The sequence below is a fragment of the Rhodobium gokarnense genome, from assembly GCF_025961475.1.
Classification (GTDB): domain Bacteria; phylum Pseudomonadota; class Alphaproteobacteria; order Rhizobiales; family Rhodobiaceae; genus Rhodobium; species Rhodobium gokarnense.
Window position 1 is genome coordinate 157,843 of the sequence record NZ_JAOQNS010000003.1, and the last position, 22,682, is coordinate 180,524.

Here is a 22,682-nt window from a genome sequence, read left to right on the forward strand (position 1 = left end):
CCCGCGAAGGCCCGGCATGAGCCCGCGAGCGCGGCGGCATCCGGGGGGAGGGCTGCCGCAGACGCGGGTCAAAGCCGGCGCGATCTCACCCGTCGCGCCGGCATTTTTGTTGCCTCAGGCTTTCGTGGAGCGATGGCGCGCCAGCGTCAGCGGCGTCCGCGACTTCGGCACCTTGCGCAGGAAGTTGTTGCGGGCGACGTGGTAGCTCGGATCGAAGCCGTAGAAATTGCGCTTCATCTTCTCGATCTCCTCGGCGCGATAGGCGGCGAGCGGTTTGTCCGCCTCGTCCCGCGCCCGCGCCATGCGCTTGTCCCAGATCCGCCGGGCGAGGCCCGGGGTGGCGGCGAGCGCCAGCGCCTCCTGCAGGATGTCGTCCTCCAGCGCGACCGGATCCGACGTCAATGCCTTGTCGACAAGCCCGAGCCGCACCGCCTCGGCAACGCCCATGGGCAGTCGCGCCGCCGCGATCCGCTCCGCATTCTGAGGGCCGACCCGCTTCGGCAGGAGATAGGTCCAGTATTCGGACCCGTAGAGATTGCCCATGTCCTTGTAGTGGGGATTGAGGACGACGCCGTCGCGCGCCCAGACCTGATCGGCGGCGAGCGCCAGGAAGACACCGCCGGCCCCGGCATTGCCGCGAAGCGCGGAGACCACCAGCCGGTCGGTTGTGGTGATGATCGCCCGGCAGAGGTCGTCCATCGCCTCGATATTGGCGAGCGACTCGTCGGCCGGACTATCGGCGGCCTCGATGACGCCGAGATGGAGCCCGTTCGACCAGGTGTCCGGCCCGCCGGTCAGCACCAGCACCTTGGTCGGCTGCGACAGCGCCTCCACATAGGCGTCGCGCAGACGCAGGCACTGATCGGTCGACATCGCCCCGTTGTAGAAGACGAACTCCAGGAACCCGACGTCGCCCGCCTCGGTATAGGTGATCTCGCGATAGCCGTCCGGCACGTCCGGCAGCGCCGCGGCCCGTCGCCCGAGCACCCGCACCGCGGGCAGCTTCAGGGCGCCGTCGTCAGTCGCCCTCAGATGGCCGATCCAGATCGCCCCGGTGCGCGTTGCCCGCGCGACGGCCGTGCCGGAGCGGGCGATCAGCGCGCCCGCTTCGCCCGTCAGGCCCTCGGCCGGATGGACGTCGTAATGGTAGAAGGGCGTTCCCTCGATCTCGTCGAGCAGGCCCGGCGATCCATCGGCCGAGCGGATCTTGCGCAGCACCCTGAGGGTCGAATCCCGCTGCCAGTCGATGGTCCGGTCGCCCTGACGGCAGGGCGGATTGGCGACGCCCGTCACCTCCCAGTCGCTGCCGCGCGAGCGCCGCTCCGGCGAAAAGTCGCCGATGGCGATCATCGCCAGCGCCTCCATCACCGCCTCGACGGCCGCCTCCGTCACCTCGTTGCGGTAAAGGCTCGATTTGGCCGCCGGCCGCATGGCGAACTCGCGCCAGGCCCAGACCGGTCCGGCATCGAGCTCGGCCTCGGCCTGCAGGACCGTCACGCCCCAGATCTTTTCGCGCCGGAGGATCGCCCAGTCGAGCGCCGACGGGCCGCGGTCGCCGCGCACGCCCGGATGGACGATGAGGCAGGGCACGGCGGTGAAGACGTCCTCCGGGATCGCCCGCTTCAGGAACGGCGCCAGCACTACGTCGGGCTTGAAGAGGGCGACCGCCTCGCGGGTCACCGCATCGTTGATGTCGAACTCGACCGAGACCTCCATGCCGTGCTCGCGCAGTTCCACGAAGAGCCGCTGGGCGAGGCTGTTGAAGCTGTGGACGAGGAAGAGAACGCGCATGCGGGCAGGGAACTCCGGAACCGTTGGGCGAACGCGACAGATTGGTCGAGTAGATCGCATCTCTTCTGCACCACGTTCCCCGGTATTATGCAACTGACCTGCAGCCTGGACCGCGCGGAGGTATCCGAGCCAGGTTTCGGTTTGCGGACCATCAGCCCGGGACGGGAAAACCAAAGCGCGGTGATGTCATGACATCACCGCGCCGAACTTTCGAACCGGATCGACGAGACGAGGATTTTAGGGTGGCTGCAGACGTTCCCGGAGCGGCGCGAAAGATCGCCCGGTGAGGGGGGCGATACATCGGCCTGGCTATTTTGCCTTGCCCTACTCTGGCACGCGGCGTCAAAAGGTCAGAACGTCAGGCAATTTTCGCCATCGTATCGACGGCTGCCGGCTCGGCGATCCCGACTGCAACACGATTGCGCCCCAAACGCTTGGCCTCATAGAGCTTCTTGTCCGCAGCAGCCAACAGGTCATCGACCGAACCGGCAAACGGGTTCTCCGCAACACCGAAACTCGCCGTTACCTTGACGTCGACATTGAGCGACGCAAAGTCCAGTTTCGCGATCTGTCGGCGCATGTTTTCGGCAGTGCTGGCCGCGTCTCCGGCGCCCGCATTGATCAAGAAGACACCGAACTCCTCGCCGCCAAGGCGGCCAACAATGTCCGTATTCCGGCTTCCCTCCTTGATCGCGTTCGCCACTGCGACAATGACCCGATCGCCGACACCGTGACCGAAGCGATCATTGATGCTCTTGAAGTAATCTATGTCCACCACGATGAATGACGTCTTGAAATGGTGACGGTGCGAGAGAGAAAATTGACGCTCCGCCTGGTCGAAAAAGGCACGCCGATTTGCGAGCCCGGTCAACGGATCTTCTGCCGCCAACCGCGCAACGGTCTGTTTCTGCAGGAAAAGCCGATATTGGAGCTGACACAATCTGTAGCTGACCGTCGGCGCTGCCAATAGGGGCACAAGGACCGCCGGGATGAGCGCGAAGGTTAATTGATGCCACCTGGAGAATATTATTAGAATGATCGATGTCACAACAACGGAGACGACAAGCGAGAAGACGGTCCATAAAACAACTTGAACGGCTATATCCCGCTTTGTTTCAATTTTTTGGCGCATAGAATCTAACAGCGGCGATTGATTTTCAATTCGGACAGTCAAGCTTCTCCGGTTATTTTTCGGTAAAATTCAGCTTCAAGAACCGACATTTCTCCAAAAAATAGTCGAATAATCGGGGTGTTTTCTTGTCGCATACTGGCTTTTCGCCAAGGATTTGTGTTGCCCTTTTTCTTCGAACAGCCTGGCGCAGGCGAAAGGCGTGTGGCCTGTCGGTCCGCAAGAGCGGGGCAAATCGGACGCCCTCAGCAGATGCGCGGAAGCTGGTCGCCGGAAAGCCAGTCGACGATGCGCCCGCCGCCGAACGCGGTGGTGAGCTGGACGAAGCGGTTGTCGTCGGCAACGACCTCGCCGATCAGCGCCGCATCGCGCCCGAGCGGGTGTCCCTGCATGGCGGCGAGCACCGCCTCGGCATGGTCCGGCGCGACGACGGCAACGAGCTTTCCCTCATTGGCCACATAGAGCGGATCGAGGCCGAGGAATTCGCAGGCCGCATGGACCTGGGGCCGGACCGGGATCGCGGATTCCTCAAGCCGGAACCCGACACCGGAGGACGCCGCCACCTCATTGAGGGTCGCGGCAAGCCCGCCCCGCGTCGGATCGCGCATCAGCCGGAGACAGGGACCACCGGCTGCGACCATATCGGCGACGAGGCCGTGCAGCGCGGCGGAATCCGACAGGATTTCCGTCTCGAAGGTCAGGTTCTCCCGCTTCGACATGACGGCAATGCCATGGTCGCCGATGGTGCCAGAGAGGAGCACCTTGTCGCCCGGCCGCGCCGCATCCGCGGAAAGCGAAAGCCCCTCCGGCACAACGCCGATGCCGGTCGTGGAAATGAAAACACCGTCGGCCTTGCCCCGCTCCACCACCTTGGTGTCGCCGGTGACGATGGCAACGCCCGCATCCCTTGCCGCCGCCGCCATCGAGCCGACGATCTGCGCGAGGTCGGAGAGCAAAAAGCCCTCCTCGATGATGAAGCTGGCGGAGAGATAGAGCGGTCGCGCCCCGGCCATCGCCACGTCGTTGATGGTGCCGTGGACGGCAAGCGAGCCGATGTCGCCGCCGGGAAAGAACAACGGCGAGACCACGTAGCCGTCCGTCGTCATCACCATCCGGCCTTCAGAGACGTCGAAGGCCGCCTGGTCATTGCCGGCGGAAAGCATCTCGTTGTCGAAGGCGGCAACGAAGAGATCGGCGACGAGCTGGGCCATCGCCCGCCCGCCGGCGCCATGGGAGAGATCGACCCGGCCGTTCCTGATGTCGAGCTTGCGCCGAAAGGGCTTTTCCGGCCGGTTCATGAGGCCCTCTTGACCCGCGAAGCGGCCCGGAACCTTCCATAGGTCCAGTGGGCGGCGCAGGCGCCTTCGGAAGAGACCATGCAGGAGCCCATCGGCGTTTCCGGCGTGCAGACCGTGCCGAAAAGCTTGCAGTCGGCCGGCTCCTTGACACCGCGCAGGATCGCTCCGCAGTCGCAGGCCGGATTGTCGTCCGCCGGAATGTACTCAAGGTCGAACCGCGCCTCGGCGTCGAAATCGGCGTATTTGGCTTTGAGCTTCAGCGCGCTGTAGGGCACCTCGCCCAGCCCGCGCCACTCGAAGGAGCGGCGCAGCTCGAAGACCTCGGCGACCTCGGCCTTGGCGACTTCATTGCCCTCGGGCGTCACGGCCCTTGTGTATTCGTTCTCCACCTCGTGCCGGCCCTCATTCACCTGATCGACCAGCATGGCGACGGCCTGCAGGACGTCGAGCGGCTCGAAGCCGGCGATCACCACGGGCTTTTCGAACTCCTCGGCAAAGAAGGCATAAGGCTCGGTGCCGATGACGGTGGAGACATGGGCCGGGCCGACGAAGCCGTCGATGCGGACCGTGCCGAGATCGCGCACGTCCGGGCTTTCCAGAATGTTCTGGATCGCCGACGGCGTCAGCACGTGGTTGCAGAAGACGGTGAAATTGGTAAGGCCCTTCTTCCCGGCCAGCTTGATGGCGATCGCCGTCGGCGGCGTGGTGGTCTCAAAGCCGATGGCGAAGAACACCACCTCGCGACCCGGCTCCGCTTCCGCGATCCGCAGCGCATCGAGGGTGGAATAGACCATGCGGATGTCGGCGCCCTCGGCCTTCGCCTTCATCAGACTGGTGCCGTTCGATCCCGGCACCCGCATCAGGTCGCCATAGGTGCAGAGCGTCACGCGGGGGTCGCGGGCAAGCCGGATGGCGGTGTCGATGCGCCCGACGGGCAGCACGCAGACGGGGCAGCCAGGCCCGTGGACCATGCGGACATTAGCCGGCAAAAGGTCCTCCACCCCGTAGCGCGAGATGGCGTGCGTATGCCCGCCACAGAACTCCATGAAGGCGTAGTCCCGGTCCGCCCGCACGGACTGCGCAATTCGAGAAGCCAGTTTCTTTGCCAGCGCACCATCACGGAATTCGTCGACAAATTTCATCCGACAAACGCCTTCATTGCGCAGCGTCCGAGGTCAGGCCAGCCTCAGCGAACAGCGCCAGGGTCTTTTCCGCCTCCGCCTTGTCGAGCCTGGAGAGCGCATAACCCACATGGAGGATGACGTAGTCGCCGACCGCCACGTCCGGCACCAGGGCGATGGAAATCTCCTTGCCAACGCCGTCGAGGCTGACGCGCGCCATGTCGTCGCCGAGCAGTTCGGTGACTTCCGCCGGAAGCGCCAGGCACATGAGACGATCCTTTCCCGCGATCCCCTATTCGGCGGCCTTCACTGCGCCGACAAGGCGCGCCGCGATCCAGTCGCAAAGCGCACCGAGCCCCTCGCCCGTGCGCGCCGAGACCTCCACGACCTCGATCCGCGGATTGACCTTGCGGGCATAGTCGACGGCCTTTGCGACGTCGAAATCGACGTGCGGCAGGAGGTCGGTCTTATTGATGACCATGAGGTCGGAGACCGCGAACATGTCCGGATATTTGATCGGCTTGTCCTCGCCTTCCGTGACGGAAAGGATCACCACCTTGTGCGCCTCGCCGAGGTCGAAGCCGGCCGGACAGACGAGGTTGCCGACATTCTCGATGAAGAGGACGCCGCCCGGCGTCAGCGGCATGTCGTCGAGGGCGTGGCCGACCATGTGCGCATCGAGATGGCAGCCCTTGCCGGTGTTGACCTGGACCGCGGCAACGCCGGTCTCGCGGATGCGGTCGGCGTCATGGGAGGTCTGCTGGTCGCCCTCGATGACGGCGATCGGCAGTTTTTCCTTCAGGTCTTCGATGGCGCACACCAGCAGCGTCGTCTTGCCGGCCCCGGGCGAGGAGACGAGATTGAGGACCAGCGTGCGCGTCCTTGCGAAGTAGCGCCGGTTGTCGGCCGCATAGGCATCGTTCTTCGCAAAAATGTCCTGCTCGATCCGGACGATCCGCTCCTGGGAGAGCCCGGTCACATGGACGCCCGCCGGCCCGGCGCCGAAATCGATGGTCCCGTCCGCACCGTGGGAATGGGCATGAGAATGCGCGTGGGAATGATCGTGCCCATCTTCGTGGTCGTGATGGTGGTGGTGCCCATGGTCGTGATCGTGATCGTGGTCATGCCCATGATGGTGATCATGGCCATGGTCGTGGGTGTGCTCGCCCTCCTTGCCGGGCTTTTCCGGGTTGCCGCATCCGCAGACCGTACACATCACGCCACCTCCAGTTCCTTGAGCTTCAGTTCCTCGCCGCTCGTCGGCTGCAATTGGTGCCCGCCACAATGGGGGCAGGGATCGTATCGCTCCGCGATCGGCACTTCCCTTGCGCAGTCGAGGCACCAGGCCTTCGCCGGAATGCGCAGGATGTCGAGCTCCGCCCCATCCGCCACCGTGCCGCCGGCGACCGCCGAAAAGCAGAATTCCATCGCCTCCGGCGAGACATGGGAGAGCGCGCCGATTTCCAGCCGCACCACGGCCACCCTGTCAAAGCCCTCCCGCCGCGCCGTCTCGGCGACGATCTCGATCAGGCTCTCGGTCAGCGACATCTCATGCATGTCACGGCTCATATGACGATCAGAGTATATAAGCAAATCGCCTTCCCGTTTAGAGCGGCTTTGCGAATTTTTTCCCGCAGGAGCACCGGGTAAAACCGCCGCATCCGCAATGTTGCGGAGGCTGGACGCCTTGGCGCCGACGCATTCCGGCGCTAGAAACACCCCATGGTTCGCTTGCTGTTCTCAGTCTTGATCTCATTTGCGCTCGTCTTCAGCGCTGCCGGCCATCTTGCCATGGCCAGCACGGCACGCGTTGCAGCGCCGGCAAGCCACGCGACCATGCACCACGCTCCCGATATCGGCACCAACGCCGTCTCCCACGACCGGCTGGCCGCCGGGACCGTCACGGCCGCCGATCCCTGGAACTGCTGCCAGCCGTCGCCCGGCGCGGGAACCCATGCCTGCGCGGTCGATACGGCGCTTTTTCTTGCCGCTCCGGCAATGCCGCCGCTTTTCGTCGGCGCTCCTTCCTATGTCCAGGCCGACGACCAGGCCTTCGGGCGCGCTCCGGCGATACCGCTGAAGCCGCCGCGCGCCGCCTGAGCGCGACACCGAAGACGATTCCAAACCCATTTCGATGAACTCTCGGGCCGGTCCGCCATGCGGCCGCCGAGATGCGCAAGGAGCCGGCAGGTCAAGCACCGCCGGGCGCTTGCGCCAGGGAACCAGAACCATGAATGCACATCTCACCCCCCGCCTTTCCGCAACGACCCGCCGCGGCCTCCTCGGCGCCGCCCTTGCCGGCGCCATGCTGGCCATGCCGGTGGCCTCGACGGCCGCCGAGATGCCGGACATGCATGTCTACAAGTCGCCGACCTGCGGCTGCTGCCATGTCTGGGTCGACATCATGAAGGAGGCCGGCTTCAACGTCACGGTGACCGACACCGACGACATCATGGCGCCGAAGGAGCAGGTCGGCGTGCCCGACGAGCTTTCCTCCTGCCACACGGCGATGGTCGACGGCTATGTCATCGAGGGCCACGTGCCGGTGCCGGCGATCCGCAAGCTGCTGACCGAGCGCCCGAAGGTGCGCGGCATCTCCGTGCCCGGCATGCCCTACGGCTCGCCGGGGATGGGCGAGGAGCCCGACGCCCGTTATGATGTCGTCACATTCGGCGGCGGTAGCGAGTCCAAGGTGTTCTATAGTGTCGGCAAATAGGAAAGGACGGCTGCGCTTCGGCGCGGCCGGAATGGTCCTGGTGGCCGTCGCCCTTGCGGCGGCGGCCATCGTCTCGGACGATCCGCCCTCCCTCGCCCATTCCGAGGCAAAGGGCGTCATCAAGGAGCGCATGGACCTGATGCAGGGCCTGAAGGACACCGTGAAGGCGGTGACCCCGATGTTCAAGGGCAAGGCCCCCTACGAGAAGGCGAAGGTGAAGGCGGCAGGCAAGCATATCCATGCCCATGCCGGCGCGGATATGACGGAGCTCTTTCCCAAGGACAGCCTGCAGCACCCGTCGGACGCGCTGCCGAAGATATGGGACGACTGGCCGGATTTCACCTCGCGCGCCAAGGACCTGAAGAGCCTCGGCAAGGACCTGGCAAGGACCGCCGGCAAGAGCGCACCCGAGGGCGTTACCCTGTCGCCGGAAGTGGCAAAGCTGCTGCCGGCGACGGCGACCTTCAAGAAGATCGTCAAGACCTGCACCTCCTGCCATGAAACCTACCGCAAACCGTGGTAGCAACGGCTGACGCACCGTTTCGACCGGCGGTCCCGCCGGTCTCCTCCAGCCACAGCCGGGTTCCATGACCTACGAGCACCTCAAGGCCGCCGTCTTCGACTGGGCGGGCACCATGGTCGACTTCGGATCGACCGCACCGATGGGCGCCTTCGTCGACGTGTTTTCGGAATTCGGCGTGCCGATCTCCATCGCCGACGCGCGAAAGCCCATGGGCCTGCCGAAGCTCGACCACATCAGGGCGCTCGGCGCCATGCCGCATGTATCTGATGCCTGGCGCGCGGCCCATGGCGGCGCGCCCTTCGACGAGGCGGCCGCCAATGAGGTCTACAGGCTCTACGTGCCGCGGGTCAGCGCCGTCGTGCCGGACTATGCCGACCTTATTCCCGGCGCGGCAGAGACGGTCGCGGCCCTCCGCGCGGGCGGCCTCAAGATCGGCTCGACCACGGGCTACACCCGCTCGGTCATGGAAGGCGTGCTGCCGCGCGCGGCTTCCCAGGGCTATGCCCCCGACAACCTCGTCTGCGCCGACGACGTGCCGGAAGGCCGGCCGACGCCGCTGATGATGTATCGCTGCTTCCTCGACCTCTGCGTCTGGCCGGCCTCGGCGGTCGTCAAGGTCGACGACACCGCGCCCGGCATTGCCGAGGGCCGCGCCGCCGGCTCCTGGACCGTCGGCGTCGCCCTGTCCGGCAACGAGGCCGGGCTGTCGCTGGAGGAATATGGCGCCCTCGGCGATGCGGACCGCCGGGCCTTGCGGGAAAAGGCCGGCAGCGTCCTTGCCGATGCCGACTACGTCATCGACACCGTCGCCGACCTCTTGCCGGTGATGGACGAGATCGACCGGCGCCTCGCCGCCGGTGAGCGGCCGCGAACGGACTGAACCTCAATCGACGTCCGCAATCGCCGGCGTCGACAGCAGTGCCGATCCCACCATGTCCGCCACCCGGTCCGGATAGCTGACGACCGTCGCGGTCATTCTCCGGGCTCGGCCTCGATTTCGCGCCATTCCCGCCCGTCCCGGTGGATCAGCGCCAGCGCGGCTTCGGGTCCGGAGCCGAGCGCGTCATAGGGGTGCGGGCGCTCGCCGCTTTCCTGCCAGGCGGCGATCACCGGATCGACCCAGGCCCAGGCCGCCTCCGCCTCGTCACCGCGCATGAACAGGGTCTGGTCGCCGCGGATGACGTCCATGATCAACCGTTCATAGGCATTGCCGAGGGCGTCCGTCCGCCCGCCCAGCGTCTCCGCGAAGCTCATGTCGAGGGGCACGCGCAGGAACCGCATGCCACCGGAGCCCGGCTCCTTGATGGTCATCATCAGGGTGATGCCCTCGCCCGGCTGCAGCCTCAGGATCAGCGCATTGCCCCCGGCCGGCCGCGACTGCTCGAAGATGTTGTGCGGCGGCTCCTTGAACTGGATCATGATCTCCGAGACATGGGCCCTGAGCCGCTTGCCGGTGCGCAGGTAGAACGGCACGCCGGACCAGCGCCAGTTGGAGATCGCCGCCTTCAGGGCGACCGCGCTTTCCGTCATGCTTTGCGGGTTTTCCGCTTCCTCGCGATAGCTCGCCCCGCCGTTTCCGGCCCGGTACTGGCCGCGCACCGTGTTGCGGATATCGAGCGGATCAAGCGCCTTGATCACCTTCAGCTTTTCGTCGCGCACCGAATCCGCGTCGAACCGGGCCGGCGGCTCCATGGCGATCAGGCACATCACCTGCATCATATGATTCTGCACCATGTCGCGCATGGCGCCCGCATGGTCGTAATAGCCGCCGCGCCCGGCAATGCCGAGGGTCTCGGCGACCGTGATCTGCACATGGTCGATGTGCTGGGAATTCCACAGAGGCTCGAAGAGGGCGTTGGCAAAGCGCAGCGCCATCAGGTTCTGCACCGTCTCCTTCCCGAGATAGTGGTCGATCCGGTAGATCTGGCACTCGTCGAAGCAGCTCTTGAGCCGGGCGTTCAGATCCTTTGCCGATTGCAGGTCGTGCCCGAAGGGCTTTTCCAGGACGATGCGGCTGCCTTCCGTGGCGATCCCCGACTTGCCCAGGCGCACGGAGATTTCGGCGAACAGCGACGGGGCGACGGAGAGATAGAAGGCGCGGACCGGATTGGCCCCCTCGTTGACGAGGTCCTTCAGCTCCTGCCAGCCGTCCTCGCCCCGCACGTCGAGCTTCACATAGTGGAAGCAGTCGAGGAAATCCTTGACGCACCGGTCGTCGCACCGGCCCTTCGGCAGATGCTTGTCGAGCGCTTCGGCCATCTCGGAGTGAAATTGCTCCTTCGACTTCTCGCCGCGGGCGACGCCGATGATCCGCGTTTCCCTGGGGATCTGGCCGATGGAAAAGCGGTGGCAAAGGGCCGGCAGGATCTTGCGGTGGGCAAGGTCGCCGGTGATGCCGAAAACGACGAGGTCAAACGCCTCGACGGGAGTGATGTTCAAAGACATGGGGCGTGGGGTCCTTGGGAAGACGGCAAGAAACGCCCGCCTGGGGGCAGGCGTCAGACCAAGAACCTGTGGTGCCGGGACCCGAACGTCAATGGCGGAACGGAAACGGGACCGCCGAAGGCCCCGTTCCGGGAGCCGCGTCAGACCGTTTTCGCGATCGCCTCCGCCGCCACCGCAAAGTCGCGCACGCCCATCTCAAGGCCCGGCACCGACGCCGCATCGCCGAGGAGGAAGGCATCGGGCTCAACGGTCGAGCGCCGCGTCGCGGCCGCGACCGGGCACCAGCCGTCGGCTTCCGCAAGGCCCGAGACCTGGGCGATCCGGCCGGCCGCCTGGGCCGGGATGAAGTTGATGACGTCGCCCCGGACGGCACCGTTTTCGCCGATCAGCCGGCGGCTCTTCCGATCAATAGCAACGACGCGCCCGAAGGCGGCGGTGCCCAGATGCTCGAATCGGTCGCCGAATCGCGCCTGCAAGGCCGAAACCCGCCCGCGCCGCACCGCCGAAGCCTCGGATTCGTCGACCATCACCACCCGCGCCTTCGGCTTCGCCGTAGCGAGGTAGGTCGCGATCTCGTCCGCCCGCTGGTATGGCCCTTCCGGAAAGCGCATGCGGCCGGCCGGTACGCGGATGACCACCGTGCCGCCGTCCGCCATTGCCCGCACTTTCGCGGCGAGTTCCGCCGCGCCCTGGCGGTCGGTCCAGCCATGGGGGAAGGCGATGCTCGCGGCCCGGTCGTAGCCGTCGATGCCTTCCTCGCGCATGGAAATGCCCGGCGCGAGCACGACCCGGTCGAAGGAGAACGCCCGCCCGCTCAACGCCTCGGCGCGCTTTGCGCCCCAGTCGATGCCGCGGATGTCGTCGATCGCAAGCTCGATGCCGTTGGCGGCAAGGCTTGCGAAATCCCCGCCCTGGCGCGGTGCGGAGACGAAGGAGCGATAGGCGCCCGGCGCCAGCCGCTTCGGATCGCGCTCGATCATGACGACCGAGGCGGCAGGGTCCGCCGCCCTGATCGCGGTGGCCGCGGCAACGCCGCCCGGTCCGCCGCCGATGACGAGGATACGGGCTCCGCTCCCGAACCGGGAGACGAAGGGAGCCGCCGCAAGGGCGCCGGCCGCCGCCGCGCCCGTGAATAGAAATTGCCGCCTGGAAAATCTGACCATCGCGCTACACCGTTCTGCCAAGAACCTCTAGATCCGCCCGTGATGCCGCCCGCTCCGGCGCCGCTCCCTTCAGCAATGCCGCCATCCAGTTGGTCTGGGTCTTTTCGCGGCGTTTCTTCATCATCGCCCCGGCGATCCTGTCCCGCGCCTCGGCAAAGGGCACCTGGCCCGCCGGGTGGACGATCTCGCAATAGACGATGTGGAACCCGGCCTCGGTCTCGACCACGTCGCCGACGGCGCCTTCGGCAAGCGCGAACAGCACCCGGTCGATCTCCGGATAGAGCTTTCCGGCAGGCACCCGGCCGAGCCGACCGCCTTCCAGCGCACTCGGGCATTCCGAGTGGCGAAGGGCAAGGTCGGCAAAGCGCGCGCCGAGGTCTTCCGGCGCGGCGCCGGCAAGGTCGGCCTTCAGCCCGTCGATCCGCACTCTCGCGGCGGCGCGCCGGTTTTCCGGGATGTCGTCGTTGATGGTGACGAGGATGTGCCGGACCGTACGGGTCTCCGGCGCCTGGAACTTCATTGGATGGGCATCGTACCAGCCGCGCACCTCGGCCTCGTCCGCTTCTGGCGCCATAGAGGCGACCTTTTCAAGGACCGCGTCGACCATCAGCTCGCGCTCAAGGGCCGAGCGCAGGCTCTCCGGCGTCAGGCCGTTCGCCTTGAGATCGGCGGCAAAGGCATCGAGGCTTTCGTAGCGACCGGAAACCTCCTCGAAGGTCTGGGTCAGCGAGCGTTCCGGGATGACGACGCCGGCCGCCTCGGCGCTTTCCAGCACCAGGGCCTCCACGCGCAGGGCGTGGCGCGCATCGGCATCGGCCCGGCGCTGTTCGGCCCCGTCGAGCTGATCGTAGCGCTTGCCGTAGCGGGCGAGCGCGGCGCGCATCAGATGGTGTGCCAGAACGCCCGTCATTGCGCCCCCTCTTCGATCGTCTCGTCCTGCGCAGTAGTATCGCCGGGCGCAGCCGCCAGCGCCGTCTCCGGCACCTGCAGCGTGCGCCCGCGGAACCGCACGTGGTAGGCAACGCCCCCCGGCGCATCGCGCACCACCTTCAGGATCTCGCCCGGATCGCCCTTCGCGGCGACCACATCTCCGTTGATACCGAGAATGATGGAAGCGACGACCTTGTCGCCGAACTCGAAAAGGCTCGGCACCCACGGCTCCTCGCCGCCGATCAGTTCCCGGTCGCGGCAGCCGACCAGCTTGTCGCTGTCGGTGAAATGGACGGTGTAGATGACCTGGTCCTGCAGGAAGGTGCCGATATCGCGCACGACCCCGGTCGAGCCGCGACGCACCAGGAGCGCGCCGGTCGCCTCGCCCGGAAAGGTGCCGTCATTGCGCAGATTGCGCACGACCCGGACTTCGTCGCCATAATCGAAACGGGGCGGCTCCATGGACAAAACCTACTTCAAGAGGGTGTCGAGCGGCACGAAGGCCGGCTTCGAATTCTGGTCGTTGAAGACCTTGAAGACCTTTTCGGTCCGGGCGTCAGACGCAACGAAGTCCTGATAGGCCGTCGTCAGGTGGCGGCTGTAATAGCCCATCCAGCCCTCGTCGCCCGTCGGTCCGTCTTTGTCGGCTTCCAGATAGTCGTGGAACCGCTGCAGGATGTGCAGCCGGTTGACGAAGACCACCTGCGAATCGTAGGCGATGCCGAAGAAATCGAGGAAATCTTCCGCGCTGGAGAGATCTTCGAGTTCGGCTTCCAGTTCGTCGTTTCTCAACGGTCCGTCCTCTCTCGGTCGGGGGTGTCGATGGTCTCGCGGGCAAGCTCGAGCAGGCCGGCGCCGCCGATACGGTTGGCGACGTCGAGACGGCAAAGCGTTTCCAAGGGCGCAATGGCCTCTTCCATGCGGCCAAGCCGCATCAGGAGATAGCCTGCGCCCTTCAGCGCCCAGAGATAGAAGCGCAGGAGCGCCATATTGGCGGTGCCGGCCCGGTCGATGTCGGCGGCTGAAAGCGCCTGCCAGTCGCCGGGAATGTTGAGGCGCCGCCCGGCTGCCTGCATGGCGAGGTCGGCGATCTCAAGGGTCGCGGAAAAATCGTGGCGGAAATAATAGAAGCGGTAGATGGCGACGATGACGGTGAGGTCGTCGGGTGCCTTGGCCAGCGCCTCTTTGAGGAGCGCTTCGGCCACGTCGGGCTCCACACCCGAGCGCGCCTCTTCCAGAAGCGCGGCGATCTCCGGCGCGACGGGCTCGTCGAAATAAAGCTCGCCCCCCGACATGTCGAGGAGGTCGACGGTCGGCGCGTCTGTGATGACGGCGGACTCAGCCATGGGATGCCTCCCGCACCGGAGGTTCGCAGACATCGTGCGCTGTGCAGTCGTCGCACGTATCGTCCCCGGCCTTCTTGCCGAGCTGGCCTTCCAGCTCGTCGATCCGCTTGACGAGGCAGGAGATGGCTTCTGCCACCGGGTCGGGGATGAGGTGGTGGTTGAGGTCGATGCCGTGCGGATTGAAATAGGCGACCTTCTTGGATTTCCTGACGACGCGGCCGGGAACGCCGACGACGGTCGCGCCCGATGGCACGTTTTCAACGACCACCGAATTCGCCCCGACCTTGGAATTGCAGCCGATGCGGATGGCGCCGAGCACCTTGGCGCCGGCCCCGACGACGACGTTGTCTTCCAGCGTCGGATGGCGTTTGCCCTTGTTCCAAGTCGTCCCGCCGAGCGTCACGCCATGATAGAGCGTGACGCCGTCGCCGATTTCCGCCGTCTCGCCGATGACGACGCCGGCGCCGTGGTCGATGAAGAATTTCTTGCCGATGGTCGCGCCCGGATGGATGTCCACATTGGTCAGCAGTCGGCCGACCCAGGAGAGGAAGCGGGCGAGGAACCGGTGGCCCCGCTTCCACAGGCGATGGGCGATGCGGTGCCAGATGAGCGCATGGACGCCCGGATAGGTGGCCATGATCTCAAGCGTGGAGCGCGCGGCCGGGTCGCGTTCGAAAACGCAAGAAATGTCCTCCCGGATGTCGCGCCACAGGCCCATGCCGTTATCCGATCTCCACGGTGATGTCGCGGCTTGCATCGCGGTGCATGTCGAGAAGGTCGAGCGGCGTCGGCGAGCGCTTGCGGGTTTCCGCAAAGGTGCGGATGCGGGCGAGCACCGTCTCCGCCTCGTCCCTTGTCAGCGGCACGCCGAGCCCGTCGAAGGCGTGCTGCACCGCACGGGTGCCGGAATGCTTGCCGAGCACGACCTCGTGGCAGCGGCCGATCTCGGCCGGATCGAGGCCCTGGTAGTTGAGCGGGTTCTTCAGGAGCCCGTCCACATGGATGCCGGCCTCGTGGGTGTAGACGGCCGTGCCGATGATCGACTTCTGCAGCGGCACCGGGCGGCCGGAGGCTTGCGCAACGAGATCGGAGAGCGCGGAGAACTCGGCGAGCGCGACGCCCGTGTCGCGCTGATAGAGATGCTTCATCCCCATGACGAACTCTTCCAGCGGCGCGTTGCCGGCGCGCTCGCCGAGCCCGTTGACCGTGGTGTTGACGTGGGTCGCGCCGTGCTGGGCGGCGGCCAGCGAGTTCGCCGTCGCCAGCCCGAAATCGTCATGGGCGTGCATTTCCAGCTCCAGGTCCGTGGCGGCCCTGAGGCGCTGGAAGATCGCAGCGGTGGCAAACGGCTCCAGAATGCCGACGGTATCGGCGAAGCGGAACCGGCGCGCGCCGGCCTTGGCGGCCGCGTCCAGCACCTGCAGCAGGAACTCGATGTCCGCGCGGGACGAGTCCTCGCCGCCGATGCAGACCTCGAAACCGGCATCGAGCGCCTTCGGCACCATGTCGGCGATGCGCTTCAGCACCTCGTCGCGGTCGCGGCCGAGCTTGTGGCGGATCTGCTGGTCGGAGACCGGGATCGACAGGTCGATGATGGAAACGCCGAGGCCCTCGGCAGCCGCCAGATCGGCCGGAGCCATCCGGCACCAAACGAGGAGGTCGGCGGCAAGGCCGAGATCGGCGATCGCCCGGATGGTCTCGCGCTCGGCCGGGCCCATCGCCGGGATGCCGACTTCCAGCTCCGGCACCCCAAGCCGGTCGAGCCTTGTGGCGATTTCCAGCTTTTCTTCGGTGGTGAAGGCAACGCCCGCGGTCTGTTCGCCATCCCGCAGTGTGGTGTCGTCGATGATCACGGGCGTGTGGGCCATCGCCATTTCCTCTACGAATAGGCCGGCGCGAAGGCGGCTTGCGGGTCTTCCACCGGACCGTCCGCGCCCCAATAGGGCGAGAGCTTCCGAAGCTGGGCGACGATCGGCGGGATCGCCTCAACGACCCGGTCGATCTCGGCCTCGGTGTTGTGGCGCGACAGCGAGAAGCGGATCGAGCCATGGGCGGCCGTATAGGGGATGTCCATCGCCCGCATCACATGGGACGGCTCCAGCGAGCCGGAGGTGCAGGCCGAGCCCGACGACGCCGCGATGCCGAGCTTGTTCATCAGCATCAGGATCGCCTCGCCCTCGATGAACTCGAACGCGATGTTGCAGGTGTTCGGCAGCCGGTGGTCCGGATCGCCGGTCACGAAGCAATGCGGCACCGCGGAAAGAATCCCCTCCTCCAGCCGGTCGCGCAGGTCGCGGACCCGCGTCTGCTCCTCGTCCATGTGCTGGAGCGCCAATTCCGCGGCCTTGCCGAGACCGACGATGAAGGCGGAGTTCTCCGTGCCAGCGCGCCGGCCGCGCTCCTGGTGGCCGCCGCGCAGCATCGGCCGGAACCGGACGCCGCGGCGCAGGTAAAGAACGCCGATGCCCTTCGGGGCGTGCAGCTTGTGGCCGGAGAGCGACAGCATGCTGATCGCGGTCTTTTTGAGATCGATCGGCACCTTGCCGACGGCCTGCACCGCATCGGTGTGAAACATGACCCCGGCGTCGTAGGCCATCTCGGCCATCTTCTTTACCGGGAACAGGGTCCCCGTCTCGTTGTTCGCCCACATGACGGAGACGACAGCGACCTTATCGGACAAAAGCGCCTGGTATTCGCGAAGGTCCAGCCGGCCCTTCATGTCCACCTTCAAATAGTGGACGATGTAGCCGTCCTTTTCCAGGTGCTCGCAGAGCGCCAGCACCGCCGGATGCTCCACATTCGTGGTGATGATCTCGCGCCGGTTCGGCTGCGCCCGCAGCGCGGACAGGATCGCCGTGGAGTCCGATTCCGTGCCGCAGGACGTGAAGATGATCTCGCTGTCATGGGCAGCGCCGATCAGCTCCTGGATCTGCCCCCGCGCCGTCTTCAGGGCCTGGCCGACCCGATTGCCGAACTGGTGCATGGACGACGGATTGCCGAACTGCTCGGTGAAATAGGGCAGCATCGCCGTCACCACCTCGTCGTCGACACGGGTGGTCGCGTTGTTGTCGAGATAGATACCGTCCATCGTCGTCCCCATCGGTCTATGCGCGGTCATGACTGAACCAGTTCGCCGAGCGGCACCATCGCCGGCTTCTTCGCCGGACCCTTGGCAAGCTGGCTCGCCGGAATGACGCGGACGAACTCGCCGAGTTCTTCGACCAGCTTTTCCTGGATGCCGTTGAGGGTGACCGAGGCGAGCTGGCAGTTGATGCAGGCGCCCTTCATGTTGACGTAGACCTTGTCCTCCATGACCTCGACCAGTTCCACGTCGCCGGCATCGGCCTGCAGCATGGGGCGCATGCTCTCGATCACCTCGTCGATCTTCTTGATGCGCTGGACGCCGGTCATGCCGGCCACCAGCGCTGCCGGGGTCGCTTCCACGACGGGCTTGGGCGCCGCCTCCGGATCGAAGGTCGCGCCGGCCTCGGCCAGCACCTTGGCGAGGATCTCCTCGATGCCCTCATGGCAGGACGCGCAGCCGCCGCCGGCCTTGGTGTAGTGGGCGACCTCCTCGACCGTCGTCAGCCCGTTGGCCCGCACGGTCTCCTCGATGAGGACGGCATCGACGGCAAAGCACTTGCAGATCAGCGCACCTTCCTCGTGGTCGTCCTTCCACTCTTCGCCCTTGTAGTCGGCGACCGCCGCCTGCAGCGCTTCCCGGCCCATCACCGAGCAGTGCATCTTTTCCGGCGGCAGGCCGTCGAGATAGTCGGCGATGTCCTGGTTGGAGACCTTGAGGGCCTCCTCCAGCGTCATGCCCTTGATGATTTCCGTCAGCGCGGAAGAAGACGCGATCGCCGAGCCGCAGCCGAAGGTCTGGAAGCCGGCATCCTCGATCACCTCGGTGTCGGGATTGACCTTCAGCGTCAGCCTCAGCGCATCGCCGCAGGACAGCGAGCCGACATCGCCGGTGGCGTTGGCGCCGTCCACCGCGCCGGCATTGCGCGGATTGTAGAAGTGTTCCTTGACGGTCTCGGAATAGTCCCACATGGCGTCGTCTCTCTGCTGCTGAAGGAGGGGAGGCTCTAGGCGGCGAAGCTCTTGCCGCAGGCGCATTTGTGGGCGGCGTTGGGGTTGTCGAAGGTGAAGCCGGAGCCTTCCAGGCTTTCGACGAAATCGATGGTGGTGCCGATGAGCATCTCCGCGCTCGTCGGCTCGACATAGACCGTGGTGCCGTTGCAATCGACGACGTGGTCGCCCTCCGAAGGCTTTTCGACCAGCGCCATGCCGTATTGCAGGCCCGAGCAGCCGCCGGAATTGACCGCGATCTTCAGGCCGGTCAGCGGTTGGTCGGCAGACGCGATCAGCCGGTCGATGGTCTCGCGGGCCTTGTCGGTCAGGGTCAGCATGGGCTCGGTCCTCATCCCGTGGAGTGGTGTCGGGAGAAGATGAGCAAGAGCCGTGCCAGCCGTTTAAGGCTTTCTTAAAGCGTTGATTCTGAAGGAATCCGCGGCGAATGGAGGATCAGGAACCTCTGTCGGCTTTGCGACAATTCAGAGATCCGGCATGTGTCGCTGCTGCGACATCTTTGCATGTTTGCGGCGGGCATTGACCGGACGCATGTCGGCAATCGCACAGCCTTGCCCACCATATCCTGCGAGCGTGCGGCAACGAAGGTCGCCAATGCCCTCGGGGCTCATTCCTTCGCCAGCGCCGCGCTCTTGATGAGGGCGTGGACGAGGTCGCCGACTTCGAGCCCGAGCGTGTCCCAGGATTTCCGCGTGATGCGGGCAAGGAGCGGCGCACCGCGCCCGCCGGGGCCGATCTTCAGGAACACGGTCATCTGGAACTCGCCCATCGGCTGGACGTCAGTGATGCGCGCGACCGGGCCGTTGAGGATGCTGGAGCCGCCGCTCGCCCGCGAGCGGGTGAGGCCGACGTCGGAGGCGGCAATCCGCAGCCGGCGCACCGAACCGACCGGGCCGAGATTGCCCGGAATGAGGAACTCCGCGCCGGAGACGAGGAGGGTGGAAAGCCCGTAGGCCTCATCGATGTCGGTGACCTTGCCGGCAAGGACGGCCGTTGCCTCCGGCATGCGCGCAAGCGGCAGGCTCGGGTCGGCGAGGAGATCGCCGATCGGCCCGTTCGCCCGCACCGTGCCCCTGTCCATCAGCACCATGCGGTCGGCGAGCCGTTCGGCTTCCAGCAGGTCGTGGGTGACGAACAGGACCGGAATCGCCAGTTCCTCGTGCAGCCTTTCGAGATAAGGCAGGATCTCGTTCTTCGCAAAGCGATCGAGGGCGGCCAGCGGCTCGTCCATCAGGAGGATTTCCGGCGTCGCTAGGATCGCCCGGCCGATCGCCACCCGCTGGCGCTCGCCCCCGGACAGCCTGAGCGGCGAGCGGCCGAGGAGCTCGGTGAGGCCGAGGAGCCGCACCACCTCGTCGAGATCGAGGCCGGCGCGGGTCGCCCGCGTGCGCCGCTTGCCGAAGAGAAGGTTCTCGCGCACCGACAGATGGGCGAAAAGGCTCGCCTCCTGGAAGACATAGCCGATCGGCCGCTTGTGGGTCGGAACGAAGGTTTTGTCGCCCTGCCAGACGGCCCCGTTGACAACGAGGCGCCCCTCTTCCATCCGCTCCAGCCCGGCGATGCAGCGAAGGATCGTCGTCTTGCCGCAGCCGGACGGGCCGAACAGCGCCGTCATGCCGCGCGCGGGAAAGGAAAAGGAAACGTCGAGGTCGAACGCGCCCCGGCGGCCCCGGAAGCGCGCTTCGATCTCCGGCGGCGTATCGGTATCGGAAAGAGTCATGTCAGCCGGTTCCGCAGCCGGCGTTCGGTCACCATCATGACGAGGATGACGAAGAAGGAAAAGACCAGCATGCCGGCCGACAGCACATGCGCCTTGCCCCATTCCAGCGTCTCCACATAGTCGTAGATGGCGATGGAGAGCACCTTGGTCTCGCCGGGGATGTTGCCGCCGATCATCAGGACGACGCCGAATTCACCGACCGTATGGGCAAAGCCGAGGACTGCGCCCGTCAGCAGCCCCGGCCGGGCGAGCGGCAGGGCGACGGTGAAGAACGTATCGAGCGGCGAGGCCCTCAGCGTTGCCGCCACTTCCAGCGGCCGGTCGCCGAACGCCTCAAACGCGTTGCGCACCGGCTGGACGACGAAGGGCAGCGAGTAGATCACCGAGGCAACGACGAGGCCGGAGAAGGTGAAGGGCAGCGTATGGCCGAAGATCGCCGCCGCGCCCTGGCCCAGCGGGCTCGACGGAGCGAGCGCGATGAGGAGGTAAAAGCCCAGCACGGTCGGAGGCAGCACCAGCGGCAGCGAGACCACCGCGCCGACTGCCTCCTTCCACCAGGCCCTGGAGCGGGCGAGCCACCAGGCGATCGGCGTGCCGACGACGAGCAGCACCGCCGTGGTGATCGTCGCCAGCTTTACCGTCAGGATGACCGCTTCCCACATGGGCGCCCGCTCCTTCGTTCCGAATCCGTCGCCGTTTATTCCACGCCGTAGCCATACCCTTCAATGATGGCGGCCGCGGACGGTCCCTTCAGGAAGGATAGGAAGGCCGCGGCCGCCTCCCCCTCGGCGCCGGTCTTGAGCAGAACGGCGTCCTGGCGGATAGGCTTGTAGAGGTCGGTCGGCACCGGCCAGCGCGAGCCGTCCTCGTTGCCCGCGATCTGCGAGAGCGCGACGAAGCCGAGCTGGGCGTTGCCGGTGGCGACGAACTGGAAGGTCTGGGCGATGTTGTCGCCGAAGACGAGCTTGGACTCGACCTTGTCGTAGAAGCCGAGCGCCTTCAGCGCTTCCACCGCCGCGGTGCCATAGGGCGCGGTCTTCGGATTGGCGACGGCAAGCCGGGTGAAGCCGTCGCCCTCAAGCACCTTGCCCGCGTCGTCGACGAGGTCCGGATCGGTGCTGTAGAGCACGATCTTGCCGACGGCATAGGTGAAGCGGCTGCCGTCGACGGCAAGGCCTTCCTTCTCGGCCTTTTCCGGCCGCGCTTGGTCGGCGGCAAGGAACACCTCGAACGGAGCGCCGTTGGCGATCTGGGTGTAGAGCTTGCCGGTCGAGCCGAAGGAGAGCACGGCGTCATGGCCGGTCTCGGCCTTGAAGGCCTCGCCGATGTCCTTGGCCGCGGCGGTGAAGTTCGCGGCGACGGCGACCTTGACCTCGCCGGCAAGCGCCGGGGCGGCAATGCCTGAAATCAGGGCGGCAAGAAGGGTGGCCCGGCCGAAGCGGGCGGTCGTTTTCAAAAACATGAGGAACTCCTCTGGTTGGATGGGGGCGAGAGACTGCTCGCCGGGTCGTCGGGAGGACGGATCAGTCGACGCCGAGAATGATGTGGGAGGCCTTGATGAGGGCGCAGGCGCGCTCGCCCGGCTGGAATTCCAGGTCCTCCGCGCTTGCCTTGGTGACGATGGCGACAAGCGTCTTGCCGGCGCCGATGTCGAGGACGACCTCGGTGTTGACGGCGCCGGGGCTGACGGAAGCGACGGTGCCGCAGATGCGGTTGCGGGCCGAGGTCCTGGCGGTCTCGTCCGCGCGCATCAGGATCGGCGTCGACGCCTTGATCAGCGCGAACACCTCGCGACCCGGATGGATGCCGAGCGAGATGGCGCTCTGGTTGGTGATGATCGCCGTCAGCGTCGTCTCCCCGGAGATGTCGAGCGAGATCTCCGAATTGACGGCGCCGGCCTGCACATGGCTGACGATGCCGTAATAGGTGTTCCGGGCGCTGGTCTTCATGGCAAAACTCCACAAAAGGGGACTGAGGCCGCCGTCGGCCGTTCCGGAGAGCGCGGCATCGAGGTCGGCAAGCACGGTATTGAGCCGTTCGGTCAGGAGCTTGTGGGCGGCGATCGCGCGCCGCCCCTCGCGGGTGACCTCGGCGCCGCCGCCGTGCCGGCCGCCCGGACGGGCGACGACGAGCGGCTTGGAGAAGAGGTTGTTGAGGGCGTTGACGGCATCCCAGGCGCCCTTGTAGCTGAGCCCCTGGTCGCGGGCGGCGGCCGAGATCGAGCCCAGCCGGTCGATGGCGTCGAGCAGCCGGAACCGGTCTTCGCCGGCGCGGTGCCCCTCGGCATCGAGGAAGGAAAGGACGGGTGTGAGAACGTTGGTGTCGGTGGTCATGGCGTTATTTACTTCCACTACATAGCGGATGGCATGTCAACCACTGAGCCGGAATGCAGCCTTTGTGCCAATTGG

General features: G+C 66.1%; 26 protein-coding genes. 4 read left to right on the forward strand and 22 right to left on the reverse strand.

What is annotated here, in order from left to right; genetic code table 11:
* Positions 1-114: 114 nt before the first annotated feature.
* The 7 genes from M2319_RS05870 to hypA form a co-directional block, all read right to left on the reverse strand.
* A complete protein-coding gene (locus M2319_RS05870; RefSeq protein WP_264600517.1) occupies positions 115-1,791 on the reverse strand; it encodes a hydrogenase maturation protein in 1,677 nt (558 codons plus the stop codon).
* 358 nt (positions 1,792-2,149) lie between these two features.
* The gene (locus M2319_RS05875; RefSeq protein ID WP_264600518.1) at positions 2,150-2,965 is read right to left on the reverse strand and encodes a GGDEF domain-containing protein; all 816 of its coding nucleotides are present in this window, start codon (positions 2,963-2,965) and stop codon (positions 2,150-2,152) included.
* 200 nt (positions 2,966-3,165) lie between these two features.
* Positions 3,166-4,218: a hydrogenase expression/formation protein HypE gene (hypE, locus tag M2319_RS05880; protein ID WP_264600519.1), complete on the reverse strand. Its 1,053-nt coding sequence runs from the start codon at positions 4,216-4,218 to the stop codon at positions 3,166-3,168.
* Positions 4,215-5,360 (reverse strand): hydrogenase formation protein HypD, encoded by a 1,146-nt coding sequence (gene hypD, locus M2319_RS05885; protein WP_264600520.1) that lies wholly within the window; start codon positions 5,358-5,360, stop codon positions 4,215-4,217. The genes hypE and hypD overlap by 4 nt, the downstream gene beginning before the upstream one ends.
* Before the next feature lie 13 nt (positions 5,361-5,373).
* On the reverse strand, positions 5,374-5,607 hold the full coding sequence (locus M2319_RS05890; protein ID WP_264600521.1) for a HypC/HybG/HupF family hydrogenase formation chaperone: 234 nt from the start codon (positions 5,605-5,607) through the stop codon (positions 5,374-5,376).
* 24 nt (positions 5,608-5,631) lie between these two features.
* Positions 5,632-6,555, reverse strand: coding sequence for a hydrogenase nickel incorporation protein HypB (gene hypB / locus M2319_RS05895; RefSeq protein ID WP_264600522.1), 924 nt, complete (start codon positions 6,553-6,555; stop codon positions 5,632-5,634).
* The gene (hypA, locus tag M2319_RS05900) at positions 6,555-6,896 is read right to left on the reverse strand and encodes a hydrogenase maturation nickel metallochaperone HypA (RefSeq protein WP_264600862.1); all 342 of its coding nucleotides are present in this window, start codon (positions 6,894-6,896) and stop codon (positions 6,555-6,557) included. Before hypA ends, hypB begins: the two co-directional genes overlap by 1 nt.
* Positions 6,897-7,061: 165 nt before the next feature.
* On the opposite strand from hypA, the gene M2319_RS05905 reads away from it, so the two are divergent.
* The 4 genes from M2319_RS05905 (at position 7,062) to phnX (ending at position 9,458) form a co-directional block, all read left to right on the forward strand.
* Complete coding sequence (locus M2319_RS05905) at positions 7,062-7,439, forward strand: hypothetical protein (RefSeq protein ID WP_264600523.1); 378 nt, start codon at positions 7,062-7,064, stop codon at positions 7,437-7,439.
* 130 nt (positions 7,440-7,569) lie between these two features.
* The gene (locus M2319_RS05910; RefSeq protein WP_264600524.1) at positions 7,570-8,055 is read left to right on the forward strand and encodes a DUF411 domain-containing protein; all 486 of its coding nucleotides are present in this window, start codon (positions 7,570-7,572) and stop codon (positions 8,053-8,055) included.
* 31 nt (positions 8,056-8,086) lie between these two features.
* On the forward strand, positions 8,087-8,578 hold the full coding sequence (locus tag M2319_RS05915; RefSeq protein WP_264600525.1) for a c-type cytochrome: 492 nt from the start codon (positions 8,087-8,089) through the stop codon (positions 8,576-8,578).
* Between the two features lie 64 nt (positions 8,579-8,642).
* Positions 8,643-9,458, forward strand: a complete 816-nt coding sequence (gene phnX / locus M2319_RS05920) for a phosphonoacetaldehyde hydrolase (RefSeq protein ID WP_264600526.1) — start codon at positions 8,643-8,645, stop codon at positions 9,456-9,458.
* 92 nt (positions 9,459-9,550) lie between these two features.
* On the opposite strand, the gene zwf is transcribed toward phnX, so the two are convergent.
* The 15 genes from zwf to M2319_RS05995 all read right to left on the reverse strand — a co-directional run bounded on the left by zwf (position 9,551) and on the right by M2319_RS05995 (position 22,607).
* Entirely contained in the window at positions 9,551-11,023 is a 1,473-nt protein-coding gene (zwf, locus tag M2319_RS05925; RefSeq protein WP_264600527.1) for a glucose-6-phosphate dehydrogenase, read from the reverse strand.
* Positions 11,024-11,163: 140 nt separating this feature from the next.
* On the reverse strand, positions 11,164-12,186 hold the full coding sequence (locus M2319_RS05930) for an FAD-dependent oxidoreductase (RefSeq protein ID WP_264600528.1): 1,023 nt from the start codon (positions 12,184-12,186) through the stop codon (positions 11,164-11,166).
* 4 nt (positions 12,187-12,190) lie between these two features.
* On the reverse strand, positions 12,191-13,096 hold the full coding sequence (gene nifM, locus M2319_RS05935; protein ID WP_264600529.1) for a nitrogen fixation protein NifM: 906 nt from the start codon (positions 13,094-13,096) through the stop codon (positions 12,191-12,193).
* The gene (locus tag M2319_RS05940; protein WP_264600530.1) at positions 13,093-13,578 is read right to left on the reverse strand and encodes a nitrogen fixation protein NifZ; all 486 of its coding nucleotides are present in this window, start codon (positions 13,576-13,578) and stop codon (positions 13,093-13,095) included. Before M2319_RS05940 ends, nifM begins: the two co-directional genes overlap by 4 nt.
* 9 nt (positions 13,579-13,587) lie before the next feature.
* Positions 13,588-13,908 (reverse strand): nitrogenase-stabilizing/protective protein NifW, encoded by a 321-nt coding sequence (nifW, locus tag M2319_RS05945; protein ID WP_264600531.1) that lies wholly within the window; start codon positions 13,906-13,908, stop codon positions 13,588-13,590.
* A complete protein-coding gene (locus M2319_RS05950; protein WP_264600532.1) occupies positions 13,905-14,462 on the reverse strand; it encodes a hypothetical protein in 558 nt (185 codons plus the stop codon). Before M2319_RS05950 ends, nifW begins: the two co-directional genes overlap by 4 nt.
* A complete protein-coding gene (gene cysE / locus M2319_RS05955) occupies positions 14,455-15,180 on the reverse strand; it encodes a serine O-acetyltransferase (RefSeq protein WP_319801763.1) in 726 nt (241 codons plus the stop codon). Before cysE ends, M2319_RS05950 begins: the two co-directional genes overlap by 8 nt.
* Before the next feature lie 4 nt (positions 15,181-15,184).
* Positions 15,185-16,330 carry a homocitrate synthase gene (nifV, locus tag M2319_RS05960; protein WP_264600534.1) on the reverse strand — a complete coding sequence of 382 codons (1,146 nt, stop codon included), beginning with the start codon at positions 16,328-16,330 and terminating at the stop codon, positions 15,185-15,187.
* Positions 16,331-16,341: 11 nt separating this feature from the next.
* Positions 16,342-17,550: a cysteine desulfurase NifS gene (nifS, locus tag M2319_RS05965; protein WP_264600863.1), complete on the reverse strand. Its 1,209-nt coding sequence runs from the start codon at positions 17,548-17,550 to the stop codon at positions 16,342-16,344.
* Between the two features lie 26 nt (positions 17,551-17,576).
* Complete coding sequence (gene nifU, locus M2319_RS05970) at positions 17,577-18,515, reverse strand: Fe-S cluster assembly protein NifU (protein WP_264600535.1); 939 nt, start codon at positions 18,513-18,515, stop codon at positions 17,577-17,579.
* A gap of 35 nt (positions 18,516-18,550) precedes the next feature.
* Positions 18,551-18,874, reverse strand: coding sequence for a HesB/IscA family protein (locus tag M2319_RS05975; RefSeq protein ID WP_264600536.1), 324 nt, complete (start codon positions 18,872-18,874; stop codon positions 18,551-18,553).
* A gap of 287 nt (positions 18,875-19,161) precedes the next feature.
* Positions 19,162-20,274, reverse strand: coding sequence for a molybdenum ABC transporter ATP-binding protein (modC, locus tag M2319_RS05980; protein WP_264600537.1), 1,113 nt, complete (start codon positions 20,272-20,274; stop codon positions 19,162-19,164).
* Positions 20,271-20,936, reverse strand: a complete 666-nt coding sequence (modB, locus tag M2319_RS05985) for a molybdate ABC transporter permease subunit (RefSeq protein ID WP_264600538.1) — start codon at positions 20,934-20,936, stop codon at positions 20,271-20,273. The genes modC and modB overlap by 4 nt, the downstream gene beginning before the upstream one ends.
* Positions 20,937-20,971: 35 nt before the next feature.
* Positions 20,972-21,736 carry a molybdate ABC transporter substrate-binding protein gene (gene modA / locus M2319_RS05990; RefSeq protein WP_264600539.1) on the reverse strand — a complete coding sequence of 255 codons (765 nt, stop codon included), beginning with the start codon at positions 21,734-21,736 and terminating at the stop codon, positions 20,972-20,974.
* Between the two features lie 61 nt (positions 21,737-21,797).
* On the reverse strand, positions 21,798-22,607 hold the full coding sequence (locus tag M2319_RS05995; protein WP_264600540.1) for a TOBE domain-containing protein: 810 nt from the start codon (positions 22,605-22,607) through the stop codon (positions 21,798-21,800).
* Positions 22,608-22,682 lie beyond the last annotated feature (75 nt).

Coding starts and splice junctions, on each gene's coding strand:
- M2319_RS05870 (WP_264600517.1), bottom strand. CDS start 1,791: ATGCGCGTTCTCTTCCTCGTCCACAGCTTCAACAGCCTCGCCCAGCGG.
- hypE (WP_264600519.1), bottom strand. CDS start 4,218: ATGAACCGGCCGGAAAAGCCCTTTCGGCGCAAGCTCGACATCAGGAAC.
- hypD (WP_264600520.1), bottom strand. CDS start 5,360: ATGAAATTTGTCGACGAATTCCGTGATGGTGCGCTGGCAAAGAAACTG.
- M2319_RS05890 (WP_264600521.1), bottom strand. CDS start 5,607: ATGTGCCTGGCGCTTCCGGCGGAAGTCACCGAACTGCTCGGCGACGAC.
- hypB (WP_264600522.1), bottom strand. CDS start 6,555: ATGTGTACGGTCTGCGGATGCGGCAACCCGGAAAAGCCCGGCAAGGAG.
- hypA (WP_264600862.1), bottom strand. CDS start 6,896: ATGCATGAGATGTCGCTGACCGAGAGCCTGATCGAGATCGTCGCCGAG.
- M2319_RS05905 (WP_264600523.1), top strand. CDS start 7,062: ATGGTTCGCTTGCTGTTCTCAGTCTTGATCTCATTTGCGCTCGTCTTC.
- M2319_RS05910 (WP_264600524.1), top strand. CDS start 7,570: ATGAATGCACATCTCACCCCCCGCCTTTCCGCAACGACCCGCCGCGGC.
- M2319_RS05915 (WP_264600525.1), top strand. CDS start 8,087: ATGGTCCTGGTGGCCGTCGCCCTTGCGGCGGCGGCCATCGTCTCGGAC.
- phnX (WP_264600526.1), top strand. CDS start 8,643: ATGACCTACGAGCACCTCAAGGCCGCCGTCTTCGACTGGGCGGGCACC.
- zwf (WP_264600527.1), bottom strand. CDS start 11,023: ATGTCTTTGAACATCACTCCCGTCGAGGCGTTTGACCTCGTCGTTTTC.
- M2319_RS05930 (WP_264600528.1), bottom strand. CDS start 12,186: ATGGTCAGATTTTCCAGGCGGCAATTTCTATTCACGGGCGCGGCGGCG.
- nifM (WP_264600529.1), bottom strand. CDS start 13,096: ATGACGGGCGTTCTGGCACACCATCTGATGCGCGCCGCGCTCGCCCGC.
- M2319_RS05940 (WP_264600530.1), bottom strand. CDS start 13,578: ATGGAGCCGCCCCGTTTCGATTATGGCGACGAAGTCCGGGTCGTGCGC.
- M2319_RS05950 (WP_264600532.1), bottom strand. CDS start 14,462: ATGGCTGAGTCCGCCGTCATCACAGACGCGCCGACCGTCGACCTCCTC.
- cysE (WP_319801763.1), bottom strand. CDS start 15,180: ATGGGCCTGTGGCGCGACATCCGGGAGGACATTTCTTGCGTTTTCGAA.
- nifV (WP_264600534.1), bottom strand. CDS start 16,330: ATGGCCCACACGCCCGTGATCATCGACGACACCACACTGCGGGATGGC.
- nifS (WP_264600863.1), bottom strand. CDS start 17,550: ATGGACGGTATCTATCTCGACAACAACGCGACCACCCGTGTCGACGAC.
- nifU (WP_264600535.1), bottom strand. CDS start 18,515: ATGTGGGACTATTCCGAGACCGTCAAGGAACACTTCTACAATCCGCGC.
- M2319_RS05975 (WP_264600536.1), bottom strand. CDS start 18,874: ATGCTGACCCTGACCGACAAGGCCCGCGAGACCATCGACCGGCTGATC.
- modC (WP_264600537.1), bottom strand. CDS start 20,274: ATGACTCTTTCCGATACCGATACGCCGCCGGAGATCGAAGCGCGCTTC.
- modB (WP_264600538.1), bottom strand. CDS start 20,936: ATGTGGGAAGCGGTCATCCTGACGGTAAAGCTGGCGACGATCACCACG.
- modA (WP_264600539.1), bottom strand. CDS start 21,736: ATGTTTTTGAAAACGACCGCCCGCTTCGGCCGGGCCACCCTTCTTGCC.
- M2319_RS05995 (WP_264600540.1), bottom strand. CDS start 22,607: ATGACCACCGACACCAACGTTCTCACACCCGTCCTTTCCTTCCTCGAT.